This window comes from Streptomyces sp. NBC_01549 (assembly GCF_026339955.1).
Taxonomy (GTDB): domain Bacteria; phylum Actinomycetota; class Actinomycetes; order Streptomycetales; family Streptomycetaceae; genus Streptomyces.
Genome location: NZ_JAPEPW010000002.1, coordinates 368,835 through 389,338, shown reverse-complemented (window position 1 = coordinate 389,338; position 20,504 = coordinate 368,835). Strand labels below are relative to the sequence as shown.

Below are 20,504 nucleotides of genomic sequence, written 5' to 3'. Positions count from 1 at the left end.
GGAACTCCGGCCAGAGCCAAGGGGGTCGGTCTCACTACGCCTGGAGATCTACCTGTTGTGATCGCCAAGGCCTCTACGCCGGATATCCGATCTGGGCGATGTGAGCGTGAAGGTCGGCAAGGCGGCGCTCGCCATTCAGCAGCCCGACGACGGCTTGAGCCAGCGGCTTATGGTCCAGGACGTGCTGGATCGCCTTCAGATCTGGCGCCATCTCGTAGTACTCCTCGGCGAACTCCCGATACGCCTCGGCGGTCCCCGTCACGAGGACGTCGAACAGCCAGCTCGCGCCGTCCGCGTCTCCGTTGTTCTCATCTGGAAGGTCCACGACCCCGCTCTTCCAGCCGGCATCCGAGGCCTCGCGCCAGAAGCACACGGTTGCCCTCAGGGTCCCGTCATGCTCGCAGAAGGCCGGCTCGCTCAGGAGCGGGCGGAACACCTCGGGGACCGAGTCCACCAGACCAGGCCACAGACGGAGCGGGTCCTCAGCCCAAGGCGTCATCGGCGACTCGTGGTCGAAGCCGCGTGCGAACGCTCCAGCCGACGAGAACACCACCGAGTAGTCGTTGCCCGAGCCGTCGGCCATCGACGCCACACTCTCCGTCTCGGACCAGACGGGATCGAAGGAGTAGTAGCGCAGCGAGGGCTCTCTGCACATGATCACATCCAGCATGGCCATTGCTTGCGCTCGTTCTTGAACGACCGCGATCTCCGGCAGTTGGGCGGTCACCTCATAGACAGTCATGGGCGCATTCAAACGCCTGCTACTGACACTGACGGATGAGTGGCCCGTCACGGGGGTCGACCATCGCCACAGCGAAGACGAAGGGCGACACGCACTCCGTCACCGCTCGCGAAGCCGCCGATGCCACCAAGGTCCGGCAGGAGACAACGGATCCGGCAGTGTCCGGCGCAGAAACCGGGCATCCAACTCTTCGACGATCACACGCAGATCAGCACGCGCCCGAGGCGGTAGCCCGGTCAAAGCGGCTTGGAGCGTGTCACGCGCCGATACCACGTCGCAGCACGGGCAGTCCGCCCAGGAGACATAGAGCAGTCTTCCTGGTTGCTTCAGGAACTCGACAACTACGGCAAACGCATCGAAGACGGCCCCAGGCCACAAGGCCTCGGCCTCCAGTCGAGCCACGGCTGCCTGCGAGCTCCGCGCAAGGCCGGGAATCTGCTTGGCCCTTCGAACCCCGCCGCGGGGATGCCGGCCGGCGCGCACGGCGCTGGGTGACCTACGCGGCATCGTCCCTTTGGATCGTCATGTCGGCAGTCTGCCACGCGTCAGTACGACGGTGGGGCCAATATTTCCGGTCACAGCAAGCCGCTGTGACCGCGCGTCCGTGATGGCTATGCCGTCTGACGGAGCGTCGGCGCGTCGCAGTGCGCGGTCGTCTTCGCCAAATCCCGTTGCGATGCTGTCGTGCGTTGGGGAGAGTCTCTGAGCATGGAGTTCTTCTGTTATCACCGCGATCGGCCGGGCTCGGCCACGTTACGCGACGAACTGCTCGAAGAGCACTGGTCGTACATGGACCGGTACGCGAAGGAGATGATCGCCCGCGGTCCGACCTTCACCAGCGATGGCGAAACGCCCAGCGGTAGCGTGCACATCATCGACTTGCCGGATCCCTCTGCTGCCCGCGCGTTCGCCTTCGACGAGCCCAACTATCAGGCCGGCGCGTACCGGGACGTGTTGCTGCGCAGGTGGCGCAACATGCTGGGGCGCACGATGTGGGATTTCCCCGGTGGTCGGACCGGTGGCAACCGGTACCTGGTGCTGGGCCTCGGCGCGGGGCAGGCCGTCGACCTCATCGTGCCGCCCGACCGTGACGGGCTGATCGCATACGGGCCGCTGCTGTCCGACGACGGCGCCACCTGGCTGGGTACGGCGGTGCTGCTCCGGGCCTCGAACCCGGACACGGCACGCGCCGTCCTGACCCAGGAGGCGTATGCCGACATCGAGGTCCATGACTGGCAGTTCGGCGGGCGGCCGTCATGAACCAAGGATGAGCCACGCCGAGGGCACCTGGCGGTTGACCGCAGGAGCGTTCCGCCGGCCAGGTGTCCCCAGTGCGAGCATCCTGCCACCCGGGTTCACAGCCGGTATCGGCGTCACGATGGGCGTACCGTCATGACGCTCGCGGAGCGGCCCCGGATCATCAACAGCAGCGTCTGCCAGCGCCTGGAGGCCCATGCCCAGTTGGCACAGGCCCCACGTGACCCTGGGCATCGCGACCGAATCCGGCCAGTTGCCGAGCGTCGACGATGCCGGCTTGCCGACCCTCGATGCTGAGGCAACCGGGCCGGCCGACAAATGGTGGAGCCACGACGGATCCACCGTTCATCTCGAGCTCCACGAGTGGTCGGGCGACGAGGACATCTGGGTCGCGTGCTGGATGCGGGGCTTTGGCCCATCACCGATCCCGCGTTCGCTACCGTGTCGGTCCATGACGGTCCTGATCATCGGTGGCAGCGGATTCCTGGGCACCGAACTGGTCCGTCAGGCCACCCTGGCGGGGCATGAGACGGCCGCGACGTTCGCGTCCCGGCCCGGCAGGGACTCAGGTGTCGTCTGGCATCAGCTCGACGTCCGGGACCCCGCGCGTGTCGCCAGGGTGATTGCCGACGTGGCCCCCTCGGTCGTGGTCAACGCGTCGAGCGGCAATTCCGACTGGGCGGTCACCGCTGATGGCGCGGTCCGCGTGGCGCTGGCCGCCGTCGAGCAAGGCTGCCGCCTGGTCCATGTCTCCAGCGACGCGGTGTTCTCCGTCGTTATCTCGGGTTTGTGTGGCGTCGTTGCAGCTCAGAGCTTCGCTGCTGTGTGAGGGACGTTAGCCACGGTCCCGCTTCAAATAGGGTGACGGGGTGTCTCAGAGTCCTGATCAGCCGCTTCTGCCGTCTCGTCATCAAGTTGGCAGCCTTCGTGACTTCCTCCATGGAAGGACGTACTCGGCTGCCTCAGTCACCATCCGGCTCGACGGTGCACCGTCTCATGCTGCGGGCTCGCCTCTGGATGACGTGAGCAAGGTCTCCGATGCCCTGTATGAGGTTGTCGACGGTCTCGCTAGGCAGGTGCTGGACGCGGTTTTCTCCGGGCAGCCGAACGCTGAGGCGCGTGGCGCGTGGGTCGCGCTCTTGCTGATCGCCCAGAACTGGCGGGACTCACCTGATCTGCCGGCAGAGTTGAAGACCTTGGTTAATGAGGCCCTTCCACTCTGATGGGCGGCAACGCTGGATCGTCACCAGTCGAGCTCCGTCAGGTCATCGCTCCTGGTCTCCAGCTGCGCGGAGTCTGGCAGCGGCTTCAGCGGGTGTGTCGTAGTAGCCGGGGCGAGCCAGGAGGACCGAGCTGAAGTAGTAGCCCTGTTCTTCGTCGGGTTTGTCGTCCGCTTCGAAGGGGCGCCAAAAGCTGAGAAGAAGGTCTGGTGCGATGAAGGAGGCCGGGTCGTCCTCGGCCTCGGTGATCGTGGCGAGCCCTCGCAGCTGGGTGACCACCTCGGCAGCGGGCAGACCGAAGACATCGATGCCGCGGAACCGGACGATGTCTTGGCCGCTGGCGGGTCGGCCCAGCTCGATTGCTTCCAGCTTGCCGCGCGAGCAGTGAATGCTGACCATCAGGCCGCTTGGCCGGAAGACGAACCTGCCCAATTGGTCTGATTCCGAGATCGCTGAGGAATCGCGGAACGAGGCGAGCGCTTGGTCTGCCGCCTCGCGGGGCATGCCGATGACCAGGGCGCCGAGACCGGTGGGCGGCGTGAGTTCGAATTCCATGAGCGAATGATTCCAGAACCGATGATCGGCGGGATTCAGCGCTCTGGTGGCAACCGATTCTCGTTGCGGATCATGCGGCGGAGGCTTGTGCGGGCAGCTGCCAGGTCGTCCTCGAGCTCGGTGACTCGTTGCCGGAGCTGTGTGTTCTCTGTGGTCGCCTGCCGTTCCGCCGTGGAGAGTCGTAGGTTCTCCTCGGTGAGCTCGCTGATGCGGTTGACCAGGTCGTGGTTGCCTAGCTGTTCGACCTGTTGGCCCAGATGAATGCGGGCTTGTTGCCGTAGCTGTCCGTTCTCGGTTCGGAGCTGTTTGATCTCCTGTCGGGCGAGAAGCAGGTCGGTCTGCTCGCTGGCGGTGGAGACCTTCCGCCCGCTCCGCTGGTCCTGGTGGCCTTGGGCAGCCTGTCGGGCTCGTGCCTGATCGATGCGTTCGCGCAGGCCAGGAGCATAGACGAGCCAGCTGGAGACGCCGGCTTCGCGGGCGACCGCGGCGAAGGTGATCCGGCGGTTGTCGCGGAGCATGTCCTGGACGGCCTTGAGGACGCGTCCCCGTTTGTCGGCACTGTCCCGTTGACGTGCGGCCTTGAGGATGTCTGCGGGTGTCCTGGAGGGCTTCTCGGATGTCTCAGCAGGCATCCGGGGCGTCCTTGCGGATCACGGTCAGCGGCAGCAGCTTGTGGTCCCGGGTCGCGCGAACCTTCCGCAGGACCGCGCTGGCCTCCTCGATCTCCTCGCGCTCGTCCTGGGGGAGCTTGCTGAGCCGGTCACGCATGGTGTCGGCGACGGTCGTGAAGGCGGTGATCTGGTCGGCGAGGTTGCGGACGACGAAGTCGTCGGCGTCCATGGCCTTGGCAGTCTCGCGGTCGGCCCGCAGGTCGTTGACGTGCTCTTCGATCGCGGGCAGGTAGGACGGGTCGGGGCGATAGAAGCCGCAGCCGGCGCACTGAAAGCGAATCGCGCAGGCTTTGCCGCCCGCCTTGACGTTGCTGGGCTCGCGACAGTTGCCGAACGGGACGGCGACCGATTGCGCCTCGTAGTCGGCGGTGCTGGTGAACGGTGCCGGCCGTCCGGAACGGTCGATGGTGTGCTGCCGCATGGTCGTGATCGCTTCGCGTTTCCGCTTCAGGGACACCTGGTAGTACGACATCGTGGTGACGATCGACCGGTGGTCCATGAGCTCTTTGAGCACGTCAACGGGGACGCCGGCGTCGGCGTAACGCTGGGCATAGGCGTGCCGGAACGCGTAGAGGAAGATCAGCGAGCGGTCGAACGGCAGCCTGTTGCCGTGCTCGTCCAGTTCGTCGCTCAGCAGCACCGGGATGGCCGCGACCCAGTCCCGCATCGCGTTGGCCAGGTTGGACCCCATGTGCGCGATCCCGCTGCGGCCAGTGATCGACGGGAACAGGTACTTCCGGCTGCGGGAGGGAACCTCCAGCTGACGTCGACGGGACTGCCAGGTCCTGATCACCGCGGCGGTCTCGCGGGTGATCGGCAGCTTGCGGCCGTAGCGGCGCTTCTTGACGTTGTCCCAGATCAGGGTGTCTTCGACTCCGTGGGTCTCCACGCACTCGAGCCGCAGGCTGGCGATCTCGACGGGACGGCGGCCGGTATCACGTAGGACCAAGTAGGCCGTCTGCATCATCAGCTCGACGTCGGCCGGCTCCATCTCGCCGTAGCGGAAGCCGGCTCCCATCAGGGCAAGGTGGGCATCGAGCTGGGCGATGACGGGCTCAGGGACGGCCCGGCCGGCGGCGTCCTCGCTCGTCTCCTCGGGCGGCAGGACCAGTGTTTTGTCCCGGTCGAAGCTGCCGGGCATGCCGGTCAGCATGTCCGTCTTGCGGCCGAAGTCGACGATTTCCATGAAGTAGCCGAACGACTGCTGGCGATGGTTTCGGCTGGCGAGTTCGTCATCGGTGGTGCGTCGGATGCGGCTCATCGCGGTGAAGACCGCCTGCATGTCGGCGAACCGCAGCTTCGTGTAGTCCTGGCCCCCGCCGGGCCGTGCATGCAGTGCATCGGAAGCGACGACGCAAGCAGCGAACACCTGCTTGAACTTGCCACTGTCCAAGCTGACCGTGGTGGCCCATGTCTTGATCACCTCTCGGAGCCACGGCTGGCGGATGGCGGAAGCGTCGACCTGCCCCGGGCGGCTGCGGCGCCCGCCCAGCGCCGGGGACCGCAGATTCATCCAGCCCAGGTCCCACGTGTCGGCATCGGTGGGCGTCAGGCCGCGGAACGACAGAGAGGCTCGGCGCAGGCCTCGAACGGTCTCCCGGATCAAGGCCGCGAGGTTGTGGTGCTGGTAGATCCCCTCGATGAAGGCCGCGACGTCCACCGTCAGCAGGCTCGGGACGCCCTCCAGCCGGCGGGTCAGATGGCGGGTGGCCATCGGCTCGATGATGCCGCCGCGGGCATCCCGTTGCTGCAGTGCGTAGAGAAGCTCCCAGCGGACAGGGTCCTCCAGGTCCCGCAGGGTGAACTGGTGGGTGAGCAGACGTGTGGCCACTTGCCGGGCCCATTGCTCGGGGTCGCGGGTCGCGCCCGCCCTCTTGTCACGGTCCCACCGCTGGACGTGCGTGCCGCAGAGTCCCGCGACCACTCGCTGGTTGAAGCAGCCCCGGACGATGCAGGTCGGCCTTGCTTCCAGCGGCTCCGCAGTGGTGACAGCCAGCCATTCCTCGACTGTGGTTTCCGGATTCCGGCGCCGGCGCCAACGCGAGTAGTGGGTGCGGCAGATCTTGCCGCTGTAGGCCGGCCGTTCGCATCTGCCGGAGAGACCTTCCAGAGCGCATGGCTCGCGTTCGGACCCCCATTTCGTGCGGATCCGTCGGGGCCGCTGGTAGGTGGCGACGAACTCTTCCCGGCTCAGCGTGCTGATCCTGTGAGCATCCAGGCAGTGCCGGCAGAGCAGGTTGCGGGAGGGCATCACGGTCCAGCACGAGGTGGTGGCGCACTTCGAGGCCGAGGTGCGCGGGTTGTCCACGTCGCCGTCGAAGAACCATGCCTGCTGGGACCACTCGCCCGGCCGCCAGAGAGGATCGACCTGGTCCTGCAGCCAGCTCGTCCAGGCCGTCAGGTCGAGGGGAACGACGTCGGAGTGCGGCTCCGCTGTGATCGGGGCGGGACTGGTCACGAGCGCCTCCCTGCTGCCACCAGCTCGACTGCCGCCCGCTTGTCCGCGTCACTGGCGTGCAAGTAGGGAGTCAGCGAGGACCGGGAGACGTGCCCCATCAGGTCCTGGACCACGTCCTCGTCGACGCCGGCGCGGACCCAGGCCGTGGCCGCCCCGTGCCGCAGCATGTGCGGACGTGCGGTGAGCTGGGTCTTCTTCGCCAGCCGGTCGAAGAGCTCCTTCGCCGTGCCGTAGCGCATCGGTCGCCCGAGCGGGACGTGGAAGAGGTTCACGAAGACCATGTCGCAATCGGCCGCCTCGGGGACCTCGTCCCGTTCGAGCTGGTAGTCCGCATAGAGCCCGGCGAGGTCCTCGGTCACCGGGATAACCCGGGCGAAGCGGGACTTGGCCAGGGCTCCGTTGGCGTTGTTCGCCCGCCGCCGGACGTGAATGTGCGGGCCCTCGACCCGGCATCCGAGCATCCGTGAGTCGCTGAGCAGGTGCATGTCCTGACGGCGTAGTCCCAGTGCCTCGCTGATCCGCTCTCCAGTGCAGCCGAGCAGGGCGATCAGGAACCGGTCGCGGGCCCGCGTGGCGACCTGGAACAGCTGGTCAGCCTCCTCCGGAGGCAGATACTCCACGGCCTCTTCGGACGGCTCCGGCAGCTTGAGGATCTTCGTCCTCACGGTGCGGAACTGGCCGTCCTCGCCCGCATCCTTGCCCGGGGGAAGCCAGCTCAGGTACTTCGGTTCCGACAGCCGGCCCACAAGCTCCGCGTCCACCCACTCATTGCGCGAGCAGAACCGCAAGAACTCGCAGACCCCGGTCATCACCGCGTTCGCGGACTTCTCCATCCGGAAGCGCGGCGGGGACGACAACCGCGGGCTGCGTGGAGGTAGCGGCTCGTCCACCAGCCAACGCAGGAACCGGGCCAGGTCGAGCAGCGTGATCGACTTCCAATCGAGGCCACGTTCGGAGCACCAGGTCAGCAGCAGAGCGGAACGGATGCCGTACGCCTTCTCGGTGTTGAACGACCGACCCATGTCCCGCAACGAAGCCAGGAACAGGCAGGACTCATGGTGAAGCCGGTACGACTCATCGACCACGACCCACAGCGGGCCCCCGTCGACCGGGGACTCGGCGCATGCAGCACGGAACTTCATGACACCGATGACTGACCGTCAAGACGTGCCTCACAACCAACAGATATCTCACAGTCACACGGACTGATGAGCCCATGTGCCTCACACAACAAGGGCAAGATCAGGACCGCAGATAACTGGCGCACGCATCCGTTACGACGAGAGCTGCCTGCCCGATCCGGTCACCCCGTACGGCGCCGCAAAGGCCGCCGCCGAGACGGCCGTGCGCCTCTTGGTGCCGGGCGCCGCCGTCGCACGCACCTCGCTGATCATCGGGCACGGCCGATCCGGGCACGAGCTTATGGTGCGCGCCCTGGCTGTGGGTACGCGCAATGGGGTCTTGTTCACCGACGACATCCGCTGCCCGGTACATGTCGAAGATCTGGCCGCAGCCTTGTGGGAGGTCGTGCTGTCCGACGTGGCCGGGGTGTTCCACCTTGCCGGGCCGGACGCCCTGAGCCGTCACGACCTCGGTGTGCTCATCGCCCGGCGCGAAGGACTTGGCGGCGTGCGACTGCCCGCCGGGCGACGCGCCGACTCCTGCCTGCCCGGAGCCCTCGACGTACGCCTCGACAGCCGCGCAACGCAGCAGCGGTTGCGGACCAGACTCCGCGGCGCCCGAGAGTTCCTCGGCGGAGACGGCTGCGCCGACAGCGGGGCCGCGGCGGCCAACCATTGAGGATCTGATCCGGAAAGGGTGAGGGGTCGGGTCGCCTACGTCGTTGGCCAGTTGGGACTGCAGATGTCGTGGTCCCGCGTACTTCGGCGCCGGTCAACCGCCACCTCATCACGTGCGTGGTGGCGGTATAACGCGGGGCGTTCGCGGGTGGTGCCGGACGGATCTCGCCGAGGCCACACTGGGCGAGTTCAATTGGTCGTTGCAACACCGGGCTGTTGCAGCGAGCGTAGCTGCTCTTCGAAGACCTCGGTCGGCGTCCGCCAACCGAGGATCTTGCGGGGCCGGTTGTTGATCGCCATGGCGACGGCTTCGAGGTCCGTGGACGACCACCGGGAGAGATCGGTGCCCTTCGGGAAGTACTGACGCAGCAGCCCGTTCGTGTTCTCGTTCGTCGGTCGTTGCCAGGGCGAGTGCGGATCGGCGAAGAACACCTTCGTCCCGGTGTCGAGAGCGAACTGGGCATGGCCGGAGAGTTCCTTCCCACGGTCCCAGGTGAGGGTCTTGCGTAGCTGCTCGGGCAGCCGCGTCATTGATGTCGTGAGCGCCGCGTTCATCGCGATCGCGCCATAGCCCCCGAGTGAGGTGCCGTTCTTCACGGGCGGAATCTCGCCCCAGCCCTCGAGCCGAGGCAGGTGCACGAGGAGCGTGGAGCGGCTGCTGCGCTCGACGAGCGTGCCGATTGCGGATCGGCCCGTTCCGATGATCAGTCGGGTAGCGGGGACGCATTACTGCGTCCCCGCCCCCTCAGAACCGTGCAAGCAGCTATTCACCGCACACGGCTCAAGCAAGTCCCGGAGGCTCGCTGGCAGGCAAAAGTGCTGGTCTCGTCATCGCAGCGGCTCCATTCCGCCGTTGACAATGGGTGTGGAGGAGACGGAGTCGTTGACCGTCCGGCGTGCTCCAGTTCCGGAAGGCGATGTATTGCTTGGAGATCGCCTTCCGGATGACAACCCGCCACGCTTCCCATTCTCCTGGGCTTTGCGGCGGGTGGTCGGCGTGCAGCAGGAGCCCTCCGCAGATCGAGCAACGGCCGTGCTGTGCCTGTAGTAGACGCACGGTCATAGCATCGACTGGTAAAGGGGTTCCTTTGCGGCGACGCTGAGCCCAATAGGATTCCAGAGCAGGGTCGTCCGGGGACGCCTTCCCCTTGACTAACTGGTGCCGGACTATCTTCGTCCAGGAGAACTTGAGCAGGTAGGCGCCGCTGTCGCGGTCACCGAACACCCACCGGTCGTTCCTGGACTTGTTGAACCGGCCGAAGTACTTGTCGGATATCCAGTGCTTCGGCTTGTTCGGATGGCTGTGTTTGGCCCACTTGTAGGCGAGCTTCCACATGTGATTGTCCAGCGCCGTGAAGATCTCGCTGGACACCACCGTCCGGTAATAGGCTGACCAACCCCGCACGATCGGGTTGATCTTCTTGAGTACCGCACCGGCGTTGGCCCCTCGCAGGGCCACCATTTCGGTGCTGAGCCGTTCCCGGATCCGTCTCTGAGCCGCTCTGCTCGGCTTGATCAGCAGTTTGCCGTGATAGCGGCGGACGTTGAACCCCAGGAAGTCGAACCCGCTCTCCGCGTGGACGATTCGTGTCTTGTCCTCGTGGAAGGCGAGTCCCCTGGGCGTCAGCCATGCAGCCAGCCGTTCCTTGACCTGTTCGGCCTGTTCACGACTGGTGCACATCGCGACAAAATCATCTGCGTACCGCACCAGCACGGGGCTGCCGCTCTGTGCACTCCCGACATCTCTGCCGGTGGTGTAATAGCGGACCCCTGCGGCTTCCTCCATCCCGTGCAGGGCCACGTTGAAGAGCAACGGGCTGATCACCCCACCCTGCGGAGTTCCCTCCTCGGTCGGGGCGAACCGACCGCGATTCACAACCCCGGCCTTCAGCCACTGACGGACCAGTCCCCGGGCGGGGAAGGTGCCGAGAGCGGCCATGAGCCGATCATGGTCGATGCGGTCGAACGCCGCCGTCAGGTCTGCGTCGAGTACCCACGCACGCTGCGGGTTCTTCCCGTTGAGCGTGGAGTAGATGGCCCCGATCGCGTCGTGACAGCCGCGGCCGGGCCGAAAGCCGTACGACTTCGGCTCGAACCGCGCTTCCCACTCGGGCTCCAATGCTCCCAATGCCACAGTTTGCAGACACCGGTCAACAATCACGGGAATTCCGAGTCCGCGCTTCTTCATGGTCCCCGGTTTGGGGATAAACACCCGCTTGACGGGCTTGGGAATCCACGGTCGGGCGCGATGCTGGACCCATTTGACCAATGCGGCCTTGGACTGGGAAAGCAACACGACTTTTCCGTCGACTCCCGCCGTCGCGCGTCCAGCATTGATCTCCGTGACCCGTCGCACGCTCAGGAGCGTGTTCGAGCGGGACCGGAGCATCAGCTTCTGCAAATTGCGGACCTTCTTCAGGTCCCCTGCCTGCGATGCCGTGAAGATTCTCTGCCGCAGACGCCGTACGTCCTCCTCGACCCGCCGCCAGTCAATCGACGCCCAGTCCAAGTCTTCGCCCTCGGGTCCGTTCACCGGCACAGAAGCAGTCGGAAGGGCCGAGGCCGGTTCGTCCGCTATCTGCATTGTGTCCAACTTGCCCCTCGGTTCCGTCGTCGTCGTTCAGTGATTCTCCACAGGCTCACCCGGCCCACGTCAGCACCCTTTCGGGTCCGGGCAGTTCACCCGTATCCGGACGGTTGTGCGGGGCGACCGGCGGAGAGTCCGATCGTCCGCCCCGGGTTCCCGATTCCTTTCGGCTTCCGGCATTGGCTTCTTGGGCCGTCCTGTTCCCGCTGGGGAGTTGAGCCTTCCTTACGGTCGGCTGACCAAGCCAAAAAAAAAGGCCCGGACCCCAACGGGGTTTCCACGTTCCACACGAATGAGATACGACCGGGGTGGGTGCTCCCTTTACCCCGAGGCGACGGTGTCTACCTGGCCGGAGTGACCTCTACCGGCCAGCGCCTGCCGCTTCTCAACGGCTAGCCATACACCCCACTCACACATTCCATCGGCAGGGCTTGGGATCACGAGGCATCATCGGGAGTTCATGTACTTCACCCGTCCGGTCTTCCCCTTGCCGGTAACTCCCGGATGGAACGGAAGTCCTTGGGCTTTCCCCTGAGCTTCGCACCACGCCGTTACCGGCATCGCACGTCAAGGGTGGGGACGGGTCATACGGACACGGACCCGTGACTGCACCTACAGCTTCATCAACTGCCTCTCCAATCGGTCAGTCCACTCAAATTCGTGCAACTTCGTGTCGCACAATCGCCTTCCCAGTGTCCGGGGACCGCGCGGTCCCCAGCCTCGGCGGGGCGTTCGCTGAGGACGACGTCCGCGGTGACATGCCCCTGCGGCTTGTTCTGTGACCGTGCACGGGGAGTCCGCAGCGCCTGGCCGGTACGCAGACATGTGACCAGCTCCCGCTTGAGCGCGCCACGGCCCTCGATGAACAGCGCCTGGTAGATGGCTTCGTGGCTGATGCGCATGGACTCATCATCGGGGAAGTCGGCATGGAGACGGTGGGAGATCTGCTCCGGGCTCCATGCCGTCGCCCATCGTCTGTCCTGCCGATGCGGCTTGTTCAGCCCCTTCCACGCGGGCGTCTTGGGACCGGTGACGATCGTGCCGTCGGGACGACGGACACTGCCGGCGAGCCGATCCTGCACGTACTCACGCAACCTGTCGTTGCCTGCGAGCTTCGCAGTCTTCGGGCGCTTCGTGGCCTGCTGCGCCTTCCACTGCGCGACCAGAGCCCGGTAGACCGGCTTGCCGCGGCGGGTCGCCGCGTTGCGGCGCAGCTCGCGTGAGATCGTGCCCGCGTCGCGGCCGATCCTGCGGGCGATCTCGCGCACGCCGATCTCCTGGGCGCGCAGCAGCGCGATCTCCTCGCGCTCGGCGAACGACAGGTAGCGGCCGGTGGGCTCGTCCAGGCTGATGGGCGGCATGCCGCCAGCGTGACGGAACCACCGGGATCCGACCGGCCATGAAACGCCAACAGCCGCCGCGGCCTCTGCCGTCGTCACTCCCGACGCGATCCGCCGCCAGAAGTCCCGCTGCACCGCACTAGACGGCTCCGGCCGACCCGGTGAACGCATCGGCGGTCGCATCGCCCGATCGGCGGCCCACTGGCGTCGCGCATCCGCAGGCGCCTCCGGCACCTTCTGCTGCTTACCTCGTCCCATCGCGCACCTCCGGATTCTCAAGGTGTTGCGACGACCGGTTGAATCCGCCCTGCGACCCGCGGTCACTGTTTGCCGAGATTCCGCTCGGCTTCGGGTCAGGTCGGACGGGCGCAGGCGCTGACGCCTACGGACCGAGTTCGGTCCGGCGTTCCGCCCGACTGGCGTTCAGCGGACCGGTCATGTCGTGAGGCCACTGCATGGGCCGCCCAGCGGTCGCGCGGGGCGGTCGTGTCAACGCCGGGGCCGCCACAGGTAAAGGCAGGGGCAAGAATCGCCTCCGTGGCCCGCCACTCGCGGCGCGATGACCCTCTGGCAACGCACCGTTCACTCAGGGGCCGCCAGGGCGCGCCAGGGTGCGGTCGTTGTCAGCTCAACTGCTGGCCAGAGAGGGCACCATGACCACACACGCAGGGACTCGGACGGCTCGACGAAGTCTTCCGAGGGGGTCAGCCGTCGCCACGCGCTGGGCCTCCTCGGTACGGCCGGAGCCGGCGCGGCCGTCACCCCGTTGCTGGGAGCAGGTACGGCGGAGGCCGCTTCGCTCGCCGCCCCGGCCCTTCACCTCACCGCCGACTCGTCCGGTGCGCCCCCGGTCCAAGGACTGCACCTGACCTTCGGGGCGGACCCGCGCACCCAGATGACGGTGTCGTGGATCACCGACAGACCGGTGACCAGACCCGTCGTGCGCTACGGCACCCTGGAGCACGGCTTCGGCTCCAGTGCCGAGGCCCGGACCGTCACCTACGTGGACGGCACTTCCAGCCGTACCGTCTACGTCCACCACGCCGCGCTGAACCGGCTCGCCCCGGGCACCGACTACATCTACCTCGCCACCCATGAGGGGGCGACTCCGGACAGCGGTACGTTCCGCACGGCGCCGCGCGGACGGAAGCCGCTCACCTTCACCAGCTTCGGAGACCAGTCGGCTCCGCAGGTGACCTGGGCGGCCGACGGCAAGGTGGCACTCGACGCCAACTCCACCCCCGCGACGAAGGACATCGTCACCGGCATCGAGCAGGTCGCCCCGCTCTTCCACCTGCTCAACGGCGACCTGTGCTATGCCAACCTGGACGTCGACCGGGTGCGTACCTGGAACAACTTCTTCACCAACAACACCCGTTCCGCGCGCTTCCGCCCCTGGATGCCGGCAGCCGGCAACCACGAGATCGAGAAGGCCAACGGCCCGATCGGACTCGGCGCCTACCAGACCTACTTCGACCTCCCCTCCACCGAGACCGACGCCGAACTCGCGGGCCTGTGGTACGCCTTCACGGCCGGTTCCGTCCGGGTGATCGTGCTGCAGAACGACGACAACTGCCTGCAGGACGGCGGCGACGTCTACATCAGCGGCTACTCCGGCGGACGCCAACTCGCCTTCCTGGAAAAGGAGCTGAAGGCGGCACGGTCCTCCCGCGACATCGACTGGGTGGTCGTCGCCATGCACCAGGTCATGATCAGCTCCTCGGACGCGAACGGCGCCGACCTGGGACTGCGCCAGAAATACGGCCCGCTGTTCGACAGGTACGGCGTGGACCTGGTGCTGTGCGGCCACGAGCACAACTACGAGCGCTCGCTTGCCGTCCGCGGAGTCGTCACCGGCAGCGAAACGCTGACCCCCAACCCGGCCTCCCAGGCCACCGACTCCATCGACACCGGTCTGGGCACCGTGCACATGATCCTCGGCGGCGGGGGCGTCTCCGGAACCACGAACCAGAACTTCTTCACGGACGGCACCGCCAAGGTGATCACCGCCGTGTCGGCGACCCCCGGCTCCAACGGGAAGCGCACCTCCACGTACACCAAGGAGGAGGCGATCTGGACCGGTGTCCGGGACACCGAGCACCCCTATGGCTTCGCAGCCTTCACCGTCGACCCCGGCCGGCACGCCGGTGACACCACCCGCATGCACGTGACTTACTACAACGTGAACAAGCCGCACGGCGAACTGTCGGTCTTCGAGAAGTTCACACTCCACCGCCGACGCTCCGACGGCCACACCAGGTAACCCTGCCGCCGACAAGCCCATCGCACACGCCGGCATCGAACCTCGTACCCTGTGGGCGGCCGGGCAACGGCGGATTCGTCCTCGCCGGACCCGGCAGCCCTACCAGGCCTCCTGCGTCGCGAAGTACCGCTTCCAGGAGTGGAGTTTCTCGGAGGACGCCACCCGTAATCGCCCGCAGTGCTCGCCGATCTCCGTCACGGTCGGTGAGCCGGGACGGTCCGGGTAGCTCGCCCGGCGCCAGTACCGCCCTTGAGTGACGCGCCGTCCGTGGAGCCGGCGTCGGCGGACTGGCCGCTCAGGTGATGTGGCGCGGATCGCCGCCGGACTCGGCGATGTTCCGCCCATGACGACGCCCTTGCCGGCCAGGACCGAACCGTCGAAGCGCGGGTCCGAGCCGGTTCCCCCGGAGAACCCGCCGCCGCAGATCCACACGTACGCCGGGCGCCGCTCCCCGTCCTTGAAGACGGTGACACCGGACGCCGTGGCGGTCAGCCGACGATGTCGCTCGCCAGCTGCCACAGGCGCTCGGCGTTCTCCGGGTCCAGCGCGTAGGGGGCCACGCCCGGGACGCCCCATTGCGTGGGCCGGGTGTGGACGACAGGCGCCTCGTCGACGTCCTCGAAGTAGCGGCCGCCAACGCCTTCGACCAGCGGGGAAGCAGCGAGGAACACGGTGGTCGCGGCGCCCTGCTCGATCGTCTTGCGGTAGGGCTCGGGGGTCCGCAGACCTCCGGTGTGCCGCTGGAGGTTGGTGGCGATCGCACCGGGGTGCAGGGAGTTGGCCGTGATGCCGTCGGCGGACCAGAGGCGCTGCGCTTCGACGGCGAGGAGGATGGCGGCGGTCTTGGACTGGCCGTAGGCGGCGAGCGCGTCGTACGGGCGGAAGCGGAAGTCGATGTCGTCGAAGACGACGGGAGAGAAGAGATGGCCGCTGGAGGAGACCGAGACCAGGCGCGCGCCGTCGCCGTCGGCGAGGGCGCGGTGCAGCCCCAGGGCCAGGGCGAAGTGCCCCAGGTAGTTGGTGGCGAACTGCTGCTCGTGGCCGCCGATGCCCCGCTCGAGTTCCGGCAGCATCATGATGCCGGCGTTGTTGATCAGGATGTGCAGTGGACCCTGCCAGTCGGCGGCGAGCGCGCGCACCGACTCCAGGTCGGCCACGTCCAGGCGGACGACGTGGATCGCGTCGTTCCCGGTGGCCTTGCGCAGGTCGGCCGCGACCTGCTCGCCGGCTTCCGGACGGCGGACGGCGAGCGTGACCTCGGCGCCGCCTGCCGCCAGAACTCGGGCGGTCTCGACGCCGATGCCCGAGCCGGCCCCCGTGACGATCGCCCGTCTGCCGGACAGGTCGACGCCTTCGATCACCTCCGAGGCGGTGGCGTCGCGGCCGAAGGGGGTCGTGAAGAGGTGGGACATGTGATGCATTCCTCGTTCGAACTGCGCCGTCAGACTGCGCCGAGCACGGTGGCAGGAGCACGGTGGGACGAGCCCGGGATCAGGGCAACCGGCGCGTCCCGTGGCCGCGCCGCGAGGAGGTCGCCCTCCTCGCGGGGATCAGCTCTCTTTGAGCCCGGCAGGACGTCAGGCACAGGACCAGTGGCACCGGCCTACTTCATCATCACCACCAGGCCGGCCCCCTGGCACCGTATTACGAAAGGCTGCTGGTCCCGGCCCCTGATGAGGTGGTTGCCGCCTCGTGCGGTCAGCCCTCCGCGCGGGCGGGCAGCCGCCATCCCGGGCGAGGGAAGTGGCAGGTGTAGCCGTCGGGGTAACGCTCCAGGTAGTCCTGGTGCTCGGGCTCGGCCTCCCAGAAGGGGCCTACCGGCTCGACCTCGGTGACGACCTTGCCCGGCCACAGTCCGGAGGCGTCCACATCCGCGATGGTGTCCTCGGCGATCCGCTTCTGCTCGTCATCCACGTAGTAGATCGCCGAGCGGTAGCTGAGGCCGATGTCGTTGCCCTGGCGGTTCTTGGTGCTCGGATCGTGGATCTGGAAGAAGAGCTCCAAGATCGCGCGGAAGTCGGTCTTCTCAGGGTCGAAAAGGATCTCGATGGCCTCCGCGTGAGTGCCGTGGTTACGGTACGTCGCGTTCGGTATGTCACCCCCGGTGTATCCGACCCGGGTCGCCGTCACGCCCGGCTGCCGGCGGATCAGGTCCTGCATCCCCCAGAAGCATCCGCCCGCCAGTACGGCCCTCTGTGTCTGCGCTGCCATTTCGGCCCCTCCAATGTCTGTTGCCCTCGATCACTCGAGCTGCTCGGATCGCACACCGGTGGTATCCCGAGCCCTCTGACTTCATCAGCGCGTGAGGGTTCCAAACAATTCCGTGCCCGCCCAGCCGATCCCGCGACCGGCGGTCACGCGGCGCCACCGCGGGCAGGGCCGAATCTCCCGCCGGCCGCGTCAGGGTATCGCGGACACCCGACCTACGTGCGTCGACCCGTCCCGGTCTCCGTGACCACCGCCCCGGACATCGCCGACACGGGGTAGCCGCCCTGCGGACGCACCCGCGCCGACGGCGGTACGCGTGCTCACGCGTCACGCGTTCGGTGTCACAGAGGCGGAGGCTGTTCGGTCCTCGTAGGTGCACGTCGACCCCAAGCCGCCGCGCCGGATGATCGTCGACCTCCTGACTCCCAGAGGGAGTCAGCGCACACACTGCCAGGAGGAGCACCTACATGACCACCCCCGTCGTCGCGATCGCCTACCACTCCGGCTACGGCCACACCACCGTCCTCGCTGAGGCCGTACGGGACGGCGCGGTGCAGGCCGGGGCCGTCGTCCACCTGATCAAGGTCGACGAGATCACCGACGAACAGTGGGGGCTGCTCGACGCCTCGGACGCGATCGTCTTTGGTTCGCCGACCTATATGGGCACGGCTTCCGGTGCCTTCCACCAGTTCGCTGAGAGTACCTCCAAGCGCTGGTCCGTCCACTCGTGGAAGGACAAGCTCGCCGCCGGATTCAGCAACTCCGGTGCCAAGAGCGGCGACAAGCTCCACACGCTCCAGTACTTCACCGTCCTGGCGGCCCAGCACGGGATGACCTGGGTCAACCTCGGCCTGCACCCGGGCTGGAACAGCTCCACCGCCTCCGAGGACGACCTCAACCGCCTCGGCTTCTACCTGGGCTTGGGAGCCCAGACGCCCACCGACCAGGGCCCCGAGGCAGTCCACAAGGCCGACATGACCACCGCCGAGCACCTCGGCCGCCGCGTCGCCGAGCAGGCCCGCATCTACGCAGCCGGACGCGCGGCCGTCGGCGCTTGAGCCAAGGGCCGGCGATGAGTGCCGCGTCCTCGGGCAGACGGTGATCCGGGGCGTTGCTACGGCACTGCGAGATCCCGTTTTTAAGTTAATTAGCAATTAATATTGACAGTCCTGGGGGCCCTGGGCACAGTTTCCGCCGTGGTTCCCCCGCTCCGGTACGACCGGAGCGGGGGAGCCCTGTACCCCCAACTCTCTGGAGAATTCAGTGGCTTCGCATCGTGCAGGGATGGCGCGAACGCGGCGGACCGCGGTGGCGTTCGGCGCCGTGGTGCTGGTCGGGTCGGTGGTTCCGGTGGCACACGCCGCGGACGACCAGGGCGCGCCGCAGTACTACGACAGCGGCCTCGCCCCCACGCCGTACATGGGATGGAACACCTACTACGGGCTCGGCGCCCCGACGGAGGATCAGGTCAGGAAGGTCGCCGACTACCTCGTCAGCAGCGGGCTGCGCGACAGCGGCTACAACATCGTCTGGCTGGACGGCGGTTGGCAGGCGGATCAGCCGCGCGACCCGGAGACGGGTCGGCTCGTGGCCAACCCCACCCGCTTCCCCTCCGGGATCCCCGCGCTGGTGAAGTACCTTCATGAGCGCGGCCTCAAGGCCGGCATCTACACCGACGCGGGTGAGTACGACGGCGGCAAGTGGTGCGGCCTGGGCAGCCGCGGCCACTACGAGCAGGACGCCCGCCAGTTCGCCGGCTGGAAGGTCGACGCCATCAAGGTGGACTTCCTCTGCGGTATCGGCGCGGGGCTCGACCCGGGCCCCGCCTTCAAGGAGTTCAGCGACGCCGTCGCCAAGTCCGGGCGGAAGATGCTGCTCAACCTGTGTAACCCGCTCACCGACGACTGGGGCATGCCGCACACCCCCGAGCAGGATGCGCACAACACCTTCGTCTACGGCCCGACGGCCGCCGACTCCTGGCGCACCGGCACCGACCTCGCCTGGGGTACCCCGACCGCGGGGGAGTGGCCGAACATCCTGCGCAACATGGATGCCAACGCCTGGCACCCCGAGGCGCAGGGGCCCGGGCACTGGAACGACCCCGACTACCTCATCCCGATGCGCAAGCTCGCCGAGGGCGGCTACGAGCTGACGGAGGAGGAGTCCACCACACAGTTCGTGATGTGGGCCGAGATGGCCTCGCCGCTCGTGCTCGGCAGTGACCCGCGCACCCTGCCGCAGTCGATGATCGACACTCTGCGCAACCCGGAGATCGTCGCCGTCGACCAGGATCCGCTGGGCATCCAGGGCGCCCGCGTGGCGACCGACTCGGTCGGCGACGTCTACAGCAAGGTGCTGCAGGGGGCGGGCAAGCGGGCGGTCGTTCTGCTCAACCGTTCCGACCAGGCGCAGGACCGTACGGTGACCTTCGCGGACGCCGGCCTCGCGGGCAAGGTCGCGGTGCGTGACCTGCGGGCCCGTGCCTCGCGCGGGACCTTCACCGGCTCGTACACGGTGCGCGTCCCCGCGCACGGCACGGCCTTCCTCGAGCTGAGCGGGACCGACGAGGCCCCCGGCGCGCAGCTTCCCGGCCGCTCGTCGGCGAGCCCGGCCCTGGTGCGCGACGGCGACACGCTCACCGTCTTCACCCGTGGCACGGACGGCGCGCTGCGCGAGCAGACCGCGCGCGGCGGTGACTGGTCCACGTCCCGGACCACCGATCTGGGCGGTCCGACGCAGGGCCGCATCCTGGGCCAGCCCGCGGCGTACGCCTCGGCCGGCGGCCGGATCGACGTCTTCGTGCGCGGCACCGATGACACCGCCTACCGGCGCGTGTACGCGAACGGGCACTGGGGGCGCTGGCAGAGCCTCGGCGGGAAGCTGACGGACGCGCCGACCGCGGCCTTCGCGGGAGCGGACGACTGGACCCTGTTCGCGCGCGGCGCCGACGGCAGTGTGTGGTCGCGCGGCCCGGCCTCCGACTGGACCTCGCTCGGTGCCCCGCAGGGCCGGCCGTTCTACGGACGTCCGTCGGCCGTCGTCGACGACGGTGGGCGGCTGCACGTGGCCGTGCGCACCCCCGACGACTCGGTGTGGTCGCGGACCCGTGACACCTCCGGCACCTGGTCGGACTGGACGTCTCTCGGCGGCACGGTCAGCGGCAGCCCGACCCTGGTGGCCTCTGGCGGCGCCGTCCACCTGTACGCGAGGGCCGGGGACTACACGCTCTGGACGCGCAGCTGGACCGCAGACGGCGGCTGGAGCGGCTGGACCAAGGGCGCCGACTTCGTCAGCGGTGCCTTCGACGGTGCGCTCGGTGGCGTCGCCGGGCCGGACGGCGGCGTGCTGGCCGCCTTCCGCGGGGTGGACGGCCGCGTCCACCAGACCGGGCTCTGATCTCCGCG

General features: G+C 67.6%; 14 protein-coding genes and 4 pseudogenes. 7 read left to right on the top strand and 11 right to left on the bottom strand.

The annotated features are described in order from the left end of the window. Positions 1 to 73: 73 nt before the first annotated feature. Positions 74 to 742 carry a hypothetical protein gene (locus OG819_RS36320; protein WP_266633625.1) on the bottom strand — a complete coding sequence of 223 codons (669 nt, stop codon included), beginning with the start codon at positions 740 to 742 and terminating at the stop codon, positions 74 to 76. 708 nt (positions 743 to 1,450) lie between these two features. Here OG819_RS36320 and OG819_RS36315 point away from each other — a divergent pair. The 3 genes and pseudogenes from OG819_RS36315 (at position 1,451) to OG819_RS36305 (ending at position 3,222) form a co-directional block, all read left to right on the top strand. Then, a complete protein-coding gene (locus OG819_RS36315) occupies positions 1,451 to 2,002 on the top strand; it encodes a YciI family protein (RefSeq protein ID WP_266633626.1) in 552 nt (183 codons plus the stop codon). Positions 2,003 to 2,450: 448 nt separating this feature from the next. Continuing rightward, a pseudogene (locus OG819_RS36310) lies at positions 2,451 to 2,771 on the top strand (sugar nucleotide-binding protein); the annotation flags it as partial. A gap of 250 nt (positions 2,772 to 3,021) precedes the next feature. Beyond that, positions 3,022 to 3,222: a hypothetical protein gene (locus tag OG819_RS36305; protein ID WP_266653366.1), complete on the top strand. Its 201-nt coding sequence runs from the start codon at positions 3,022 to 3,024 to the stop codon at positions 3,220 to 3,222. Positions 3,223 to 3,264: 42 nt separating this feature from the next. On the opposite strand, the gene OG819_RS36300 is transcribed toward OG819_RS36305, so the two are convergent. The 4 genes from OG819_RS36300 to OG819_RS36285 are packed head-to-tail and all read right to left on the bottom strand — an operon-like array spanning position 3,265 to position 8,045. After that, the gene (locus OG819_RS36300) at positions 3,265 to 3,774 is read right to left on the bottom strand and encodes a hypothetical protein (protein ID WP_266653364.1); all 510 of its coding nucleotides are present in this window, start codon (positions 3,772 to 3,774) and stop codon (positions 3,265 to 3,267) included. 35 nt (positions 3,775 to 3,809) lie between these two features. Then, on the bottom strand, positions 3,810 to 4,406 hold the full coding sequence (locus tag OG819_RS36295; RefSeq protein ID WP_266653362.1) for a DUF6262 family protein: 597 nt from the start codon (positions 4,404 to 4,406) through the stop codon (positions 3,810 to 3,812). Next, on the bottom strand, positions 4,396 to 6,903 hold the full coding sequence (locus tag OG819_RS36290) for a tyrosine-type recombinase/integrase (protein WP_266653360.1): 2,508 nt from the start codon (positions 6,901 to 6,903) through the stop codon (positions 4,396 to 4,398). The genes OG819_RS36295 and OG819_RS36290 overlap by 11 nt, the downstream gene beginning before the upstream one ends. Further along, complete coding sequence (locus tag OG819_RS36285) at positions 6,900 to 8,045, bottom strand: tyrosine-type recombinase/integrase (protein ID WP_266653358.1); 1,146 nt, start codon at positions 8,043 to 8,045, stop codon at positions 6,900 to 6,902. The genes OG819_RS36290 and OG819_RS36285 overlap by 4 nt, the downstream gene beginning before the upstream one ends. 115 nt (positions 8,046 to 8,160) lie before the next feature. Here OG819_RS36285 and OG819_RS36280 point away from each other — a divergent pair. Then, positions 8,161 to 8,703, top strand: a pseudogene (locus OG819_RS36280) (sugar nucleotide-binding protein); the annotation flags it as partial. A 188-nt stretch (positions 8,704 to 8,891) separates the two neighbouring features. Here OG819_RS36280 and OG819_RS36275 read toward each other — a convergent pair. The 3 genes and pseudogenes from OG819_RS36275 to OG819_RS36265 form a co-directional block, all read right to left on the bottom strand. Then, a pseudogene (locus tag OG819_RS36275) lies at positions 8,892 to 9,410 on the bottom strand (IS30 family transposase); the annotation flags it as partial. Between the two features lie 73 nt (positions 9,411 to 9,483). Further along, a complete protein-coding gene (gene ltrA / locus OG819_RS36270; protein ID WP_266647716.1) occupies positions 9,484 to 11,286 on the bottom strand; it encodes a group II intron reverse transcriptase/maturase in 1,803 nt (600 codons plus the stop codon). 683 nt (positions 11,287 to 11,969) lie between these two features. After that, positions 11,970 to 12,650, bottom strand: a pseudogene (locus tag OG819_RS36265) (transposase); the annotation flags it as partial. A gap of 700 nt (positions 12,651 to 13,350) precedes the next feature. On the opposite strand from OG819_RS36265, the gene OG819_RS36260 reads away from it, so the two are divergent. After that, positions 13,351 to 14,892: a metallophosphoesterase family protein gene (locus OG819_RS36260; protein WP_266655434.1), complete on the top strand. Its 1,542-nt coding sequence runs from the start codon at positions 13,351 to 13,353 to the stop codon at positions 14,890 to 14,892. A gap of 99 nt (positions 14,893 to 14,991) precedes the next feature. Here OG819_RS36260 and OG819_RS36255 read toward each other — a convergent pair whose 3' ends face one another. The 3 genes from OG819_RS36255 to msrA form a co-directional block, all read right to left on the bottom strand. Further along, on the bottom strand, positions 14,992 to 15,411 hold the full coding sequence (locus tag OG819_RS36255; RefSeq protein WP_266653356.1) for a hypothetical protein: 420 nt from the start codon (positions 15,409 to 15,411) through the stop codon (positions 14,992 to 14,994). After that, a complete protein-coding gene (locus OG819_RS36250) occupies positions 15,381 to 16,304 on the bottom strand; it encodes an SDR family NAD(P)-dependent oxidoreductase (RefSeq protein WP_266653354.1) in 924 nt (307 codons plus the stop codon). The genes OG819_RS36255 and OG819_RS36250 overlap by 31 nt, the downstream gene beginning before the upstream one ends. A 286-nt stretch (positions 16,305 to 16,590) precedes the next feature. Continuing rightward, positions 16,591 to 17,103, bottom strand: coding sequence for a peptide-methionine (S)-S-oxide reductase MsrA (gene msrA, locus OG819_RS36245; RefSeq protein ID WP_266653352.1), 513 nt, complete (start codon positions 17,101 to 17,103; stop codon positions 16,591 to 16,593). Between the two features lie 464 nt (positions 17,104 to 17,567). On the opposite strand from msrA, the gene OG819_RS36240 reads away from it, so the two are divergent. Beyond that, positions 17,568 to 18,158 (top strand): flavodoxin family protein, encoded by a 591-nt coding sequence (locus OG819_RS36240; protein ID WP_266633635.1) that lies wholly within the window; start codon positions 17,568 to 17,570, stop codon positions 18,156 to 18,158. A 226-nt stretch (positions 18,159 to 18,384) separates the two neighbouring features. Continuing rightward, the gene (locus OG819_RS36235) at positions 18,385 to 20,496 is read left to right on the top strand and encodes a glycoside hydrolase family 27 protein (RefSeq protein ID WP_266653350.1); all 2,112 of its coding nucleotides are present in this window, start codon (positions 18,385 to 18,387) and stop codon (positions 20,494 to 20,496) included. Positions 20,497 to 20,504 lie beyond the last annotated feature (8 nt).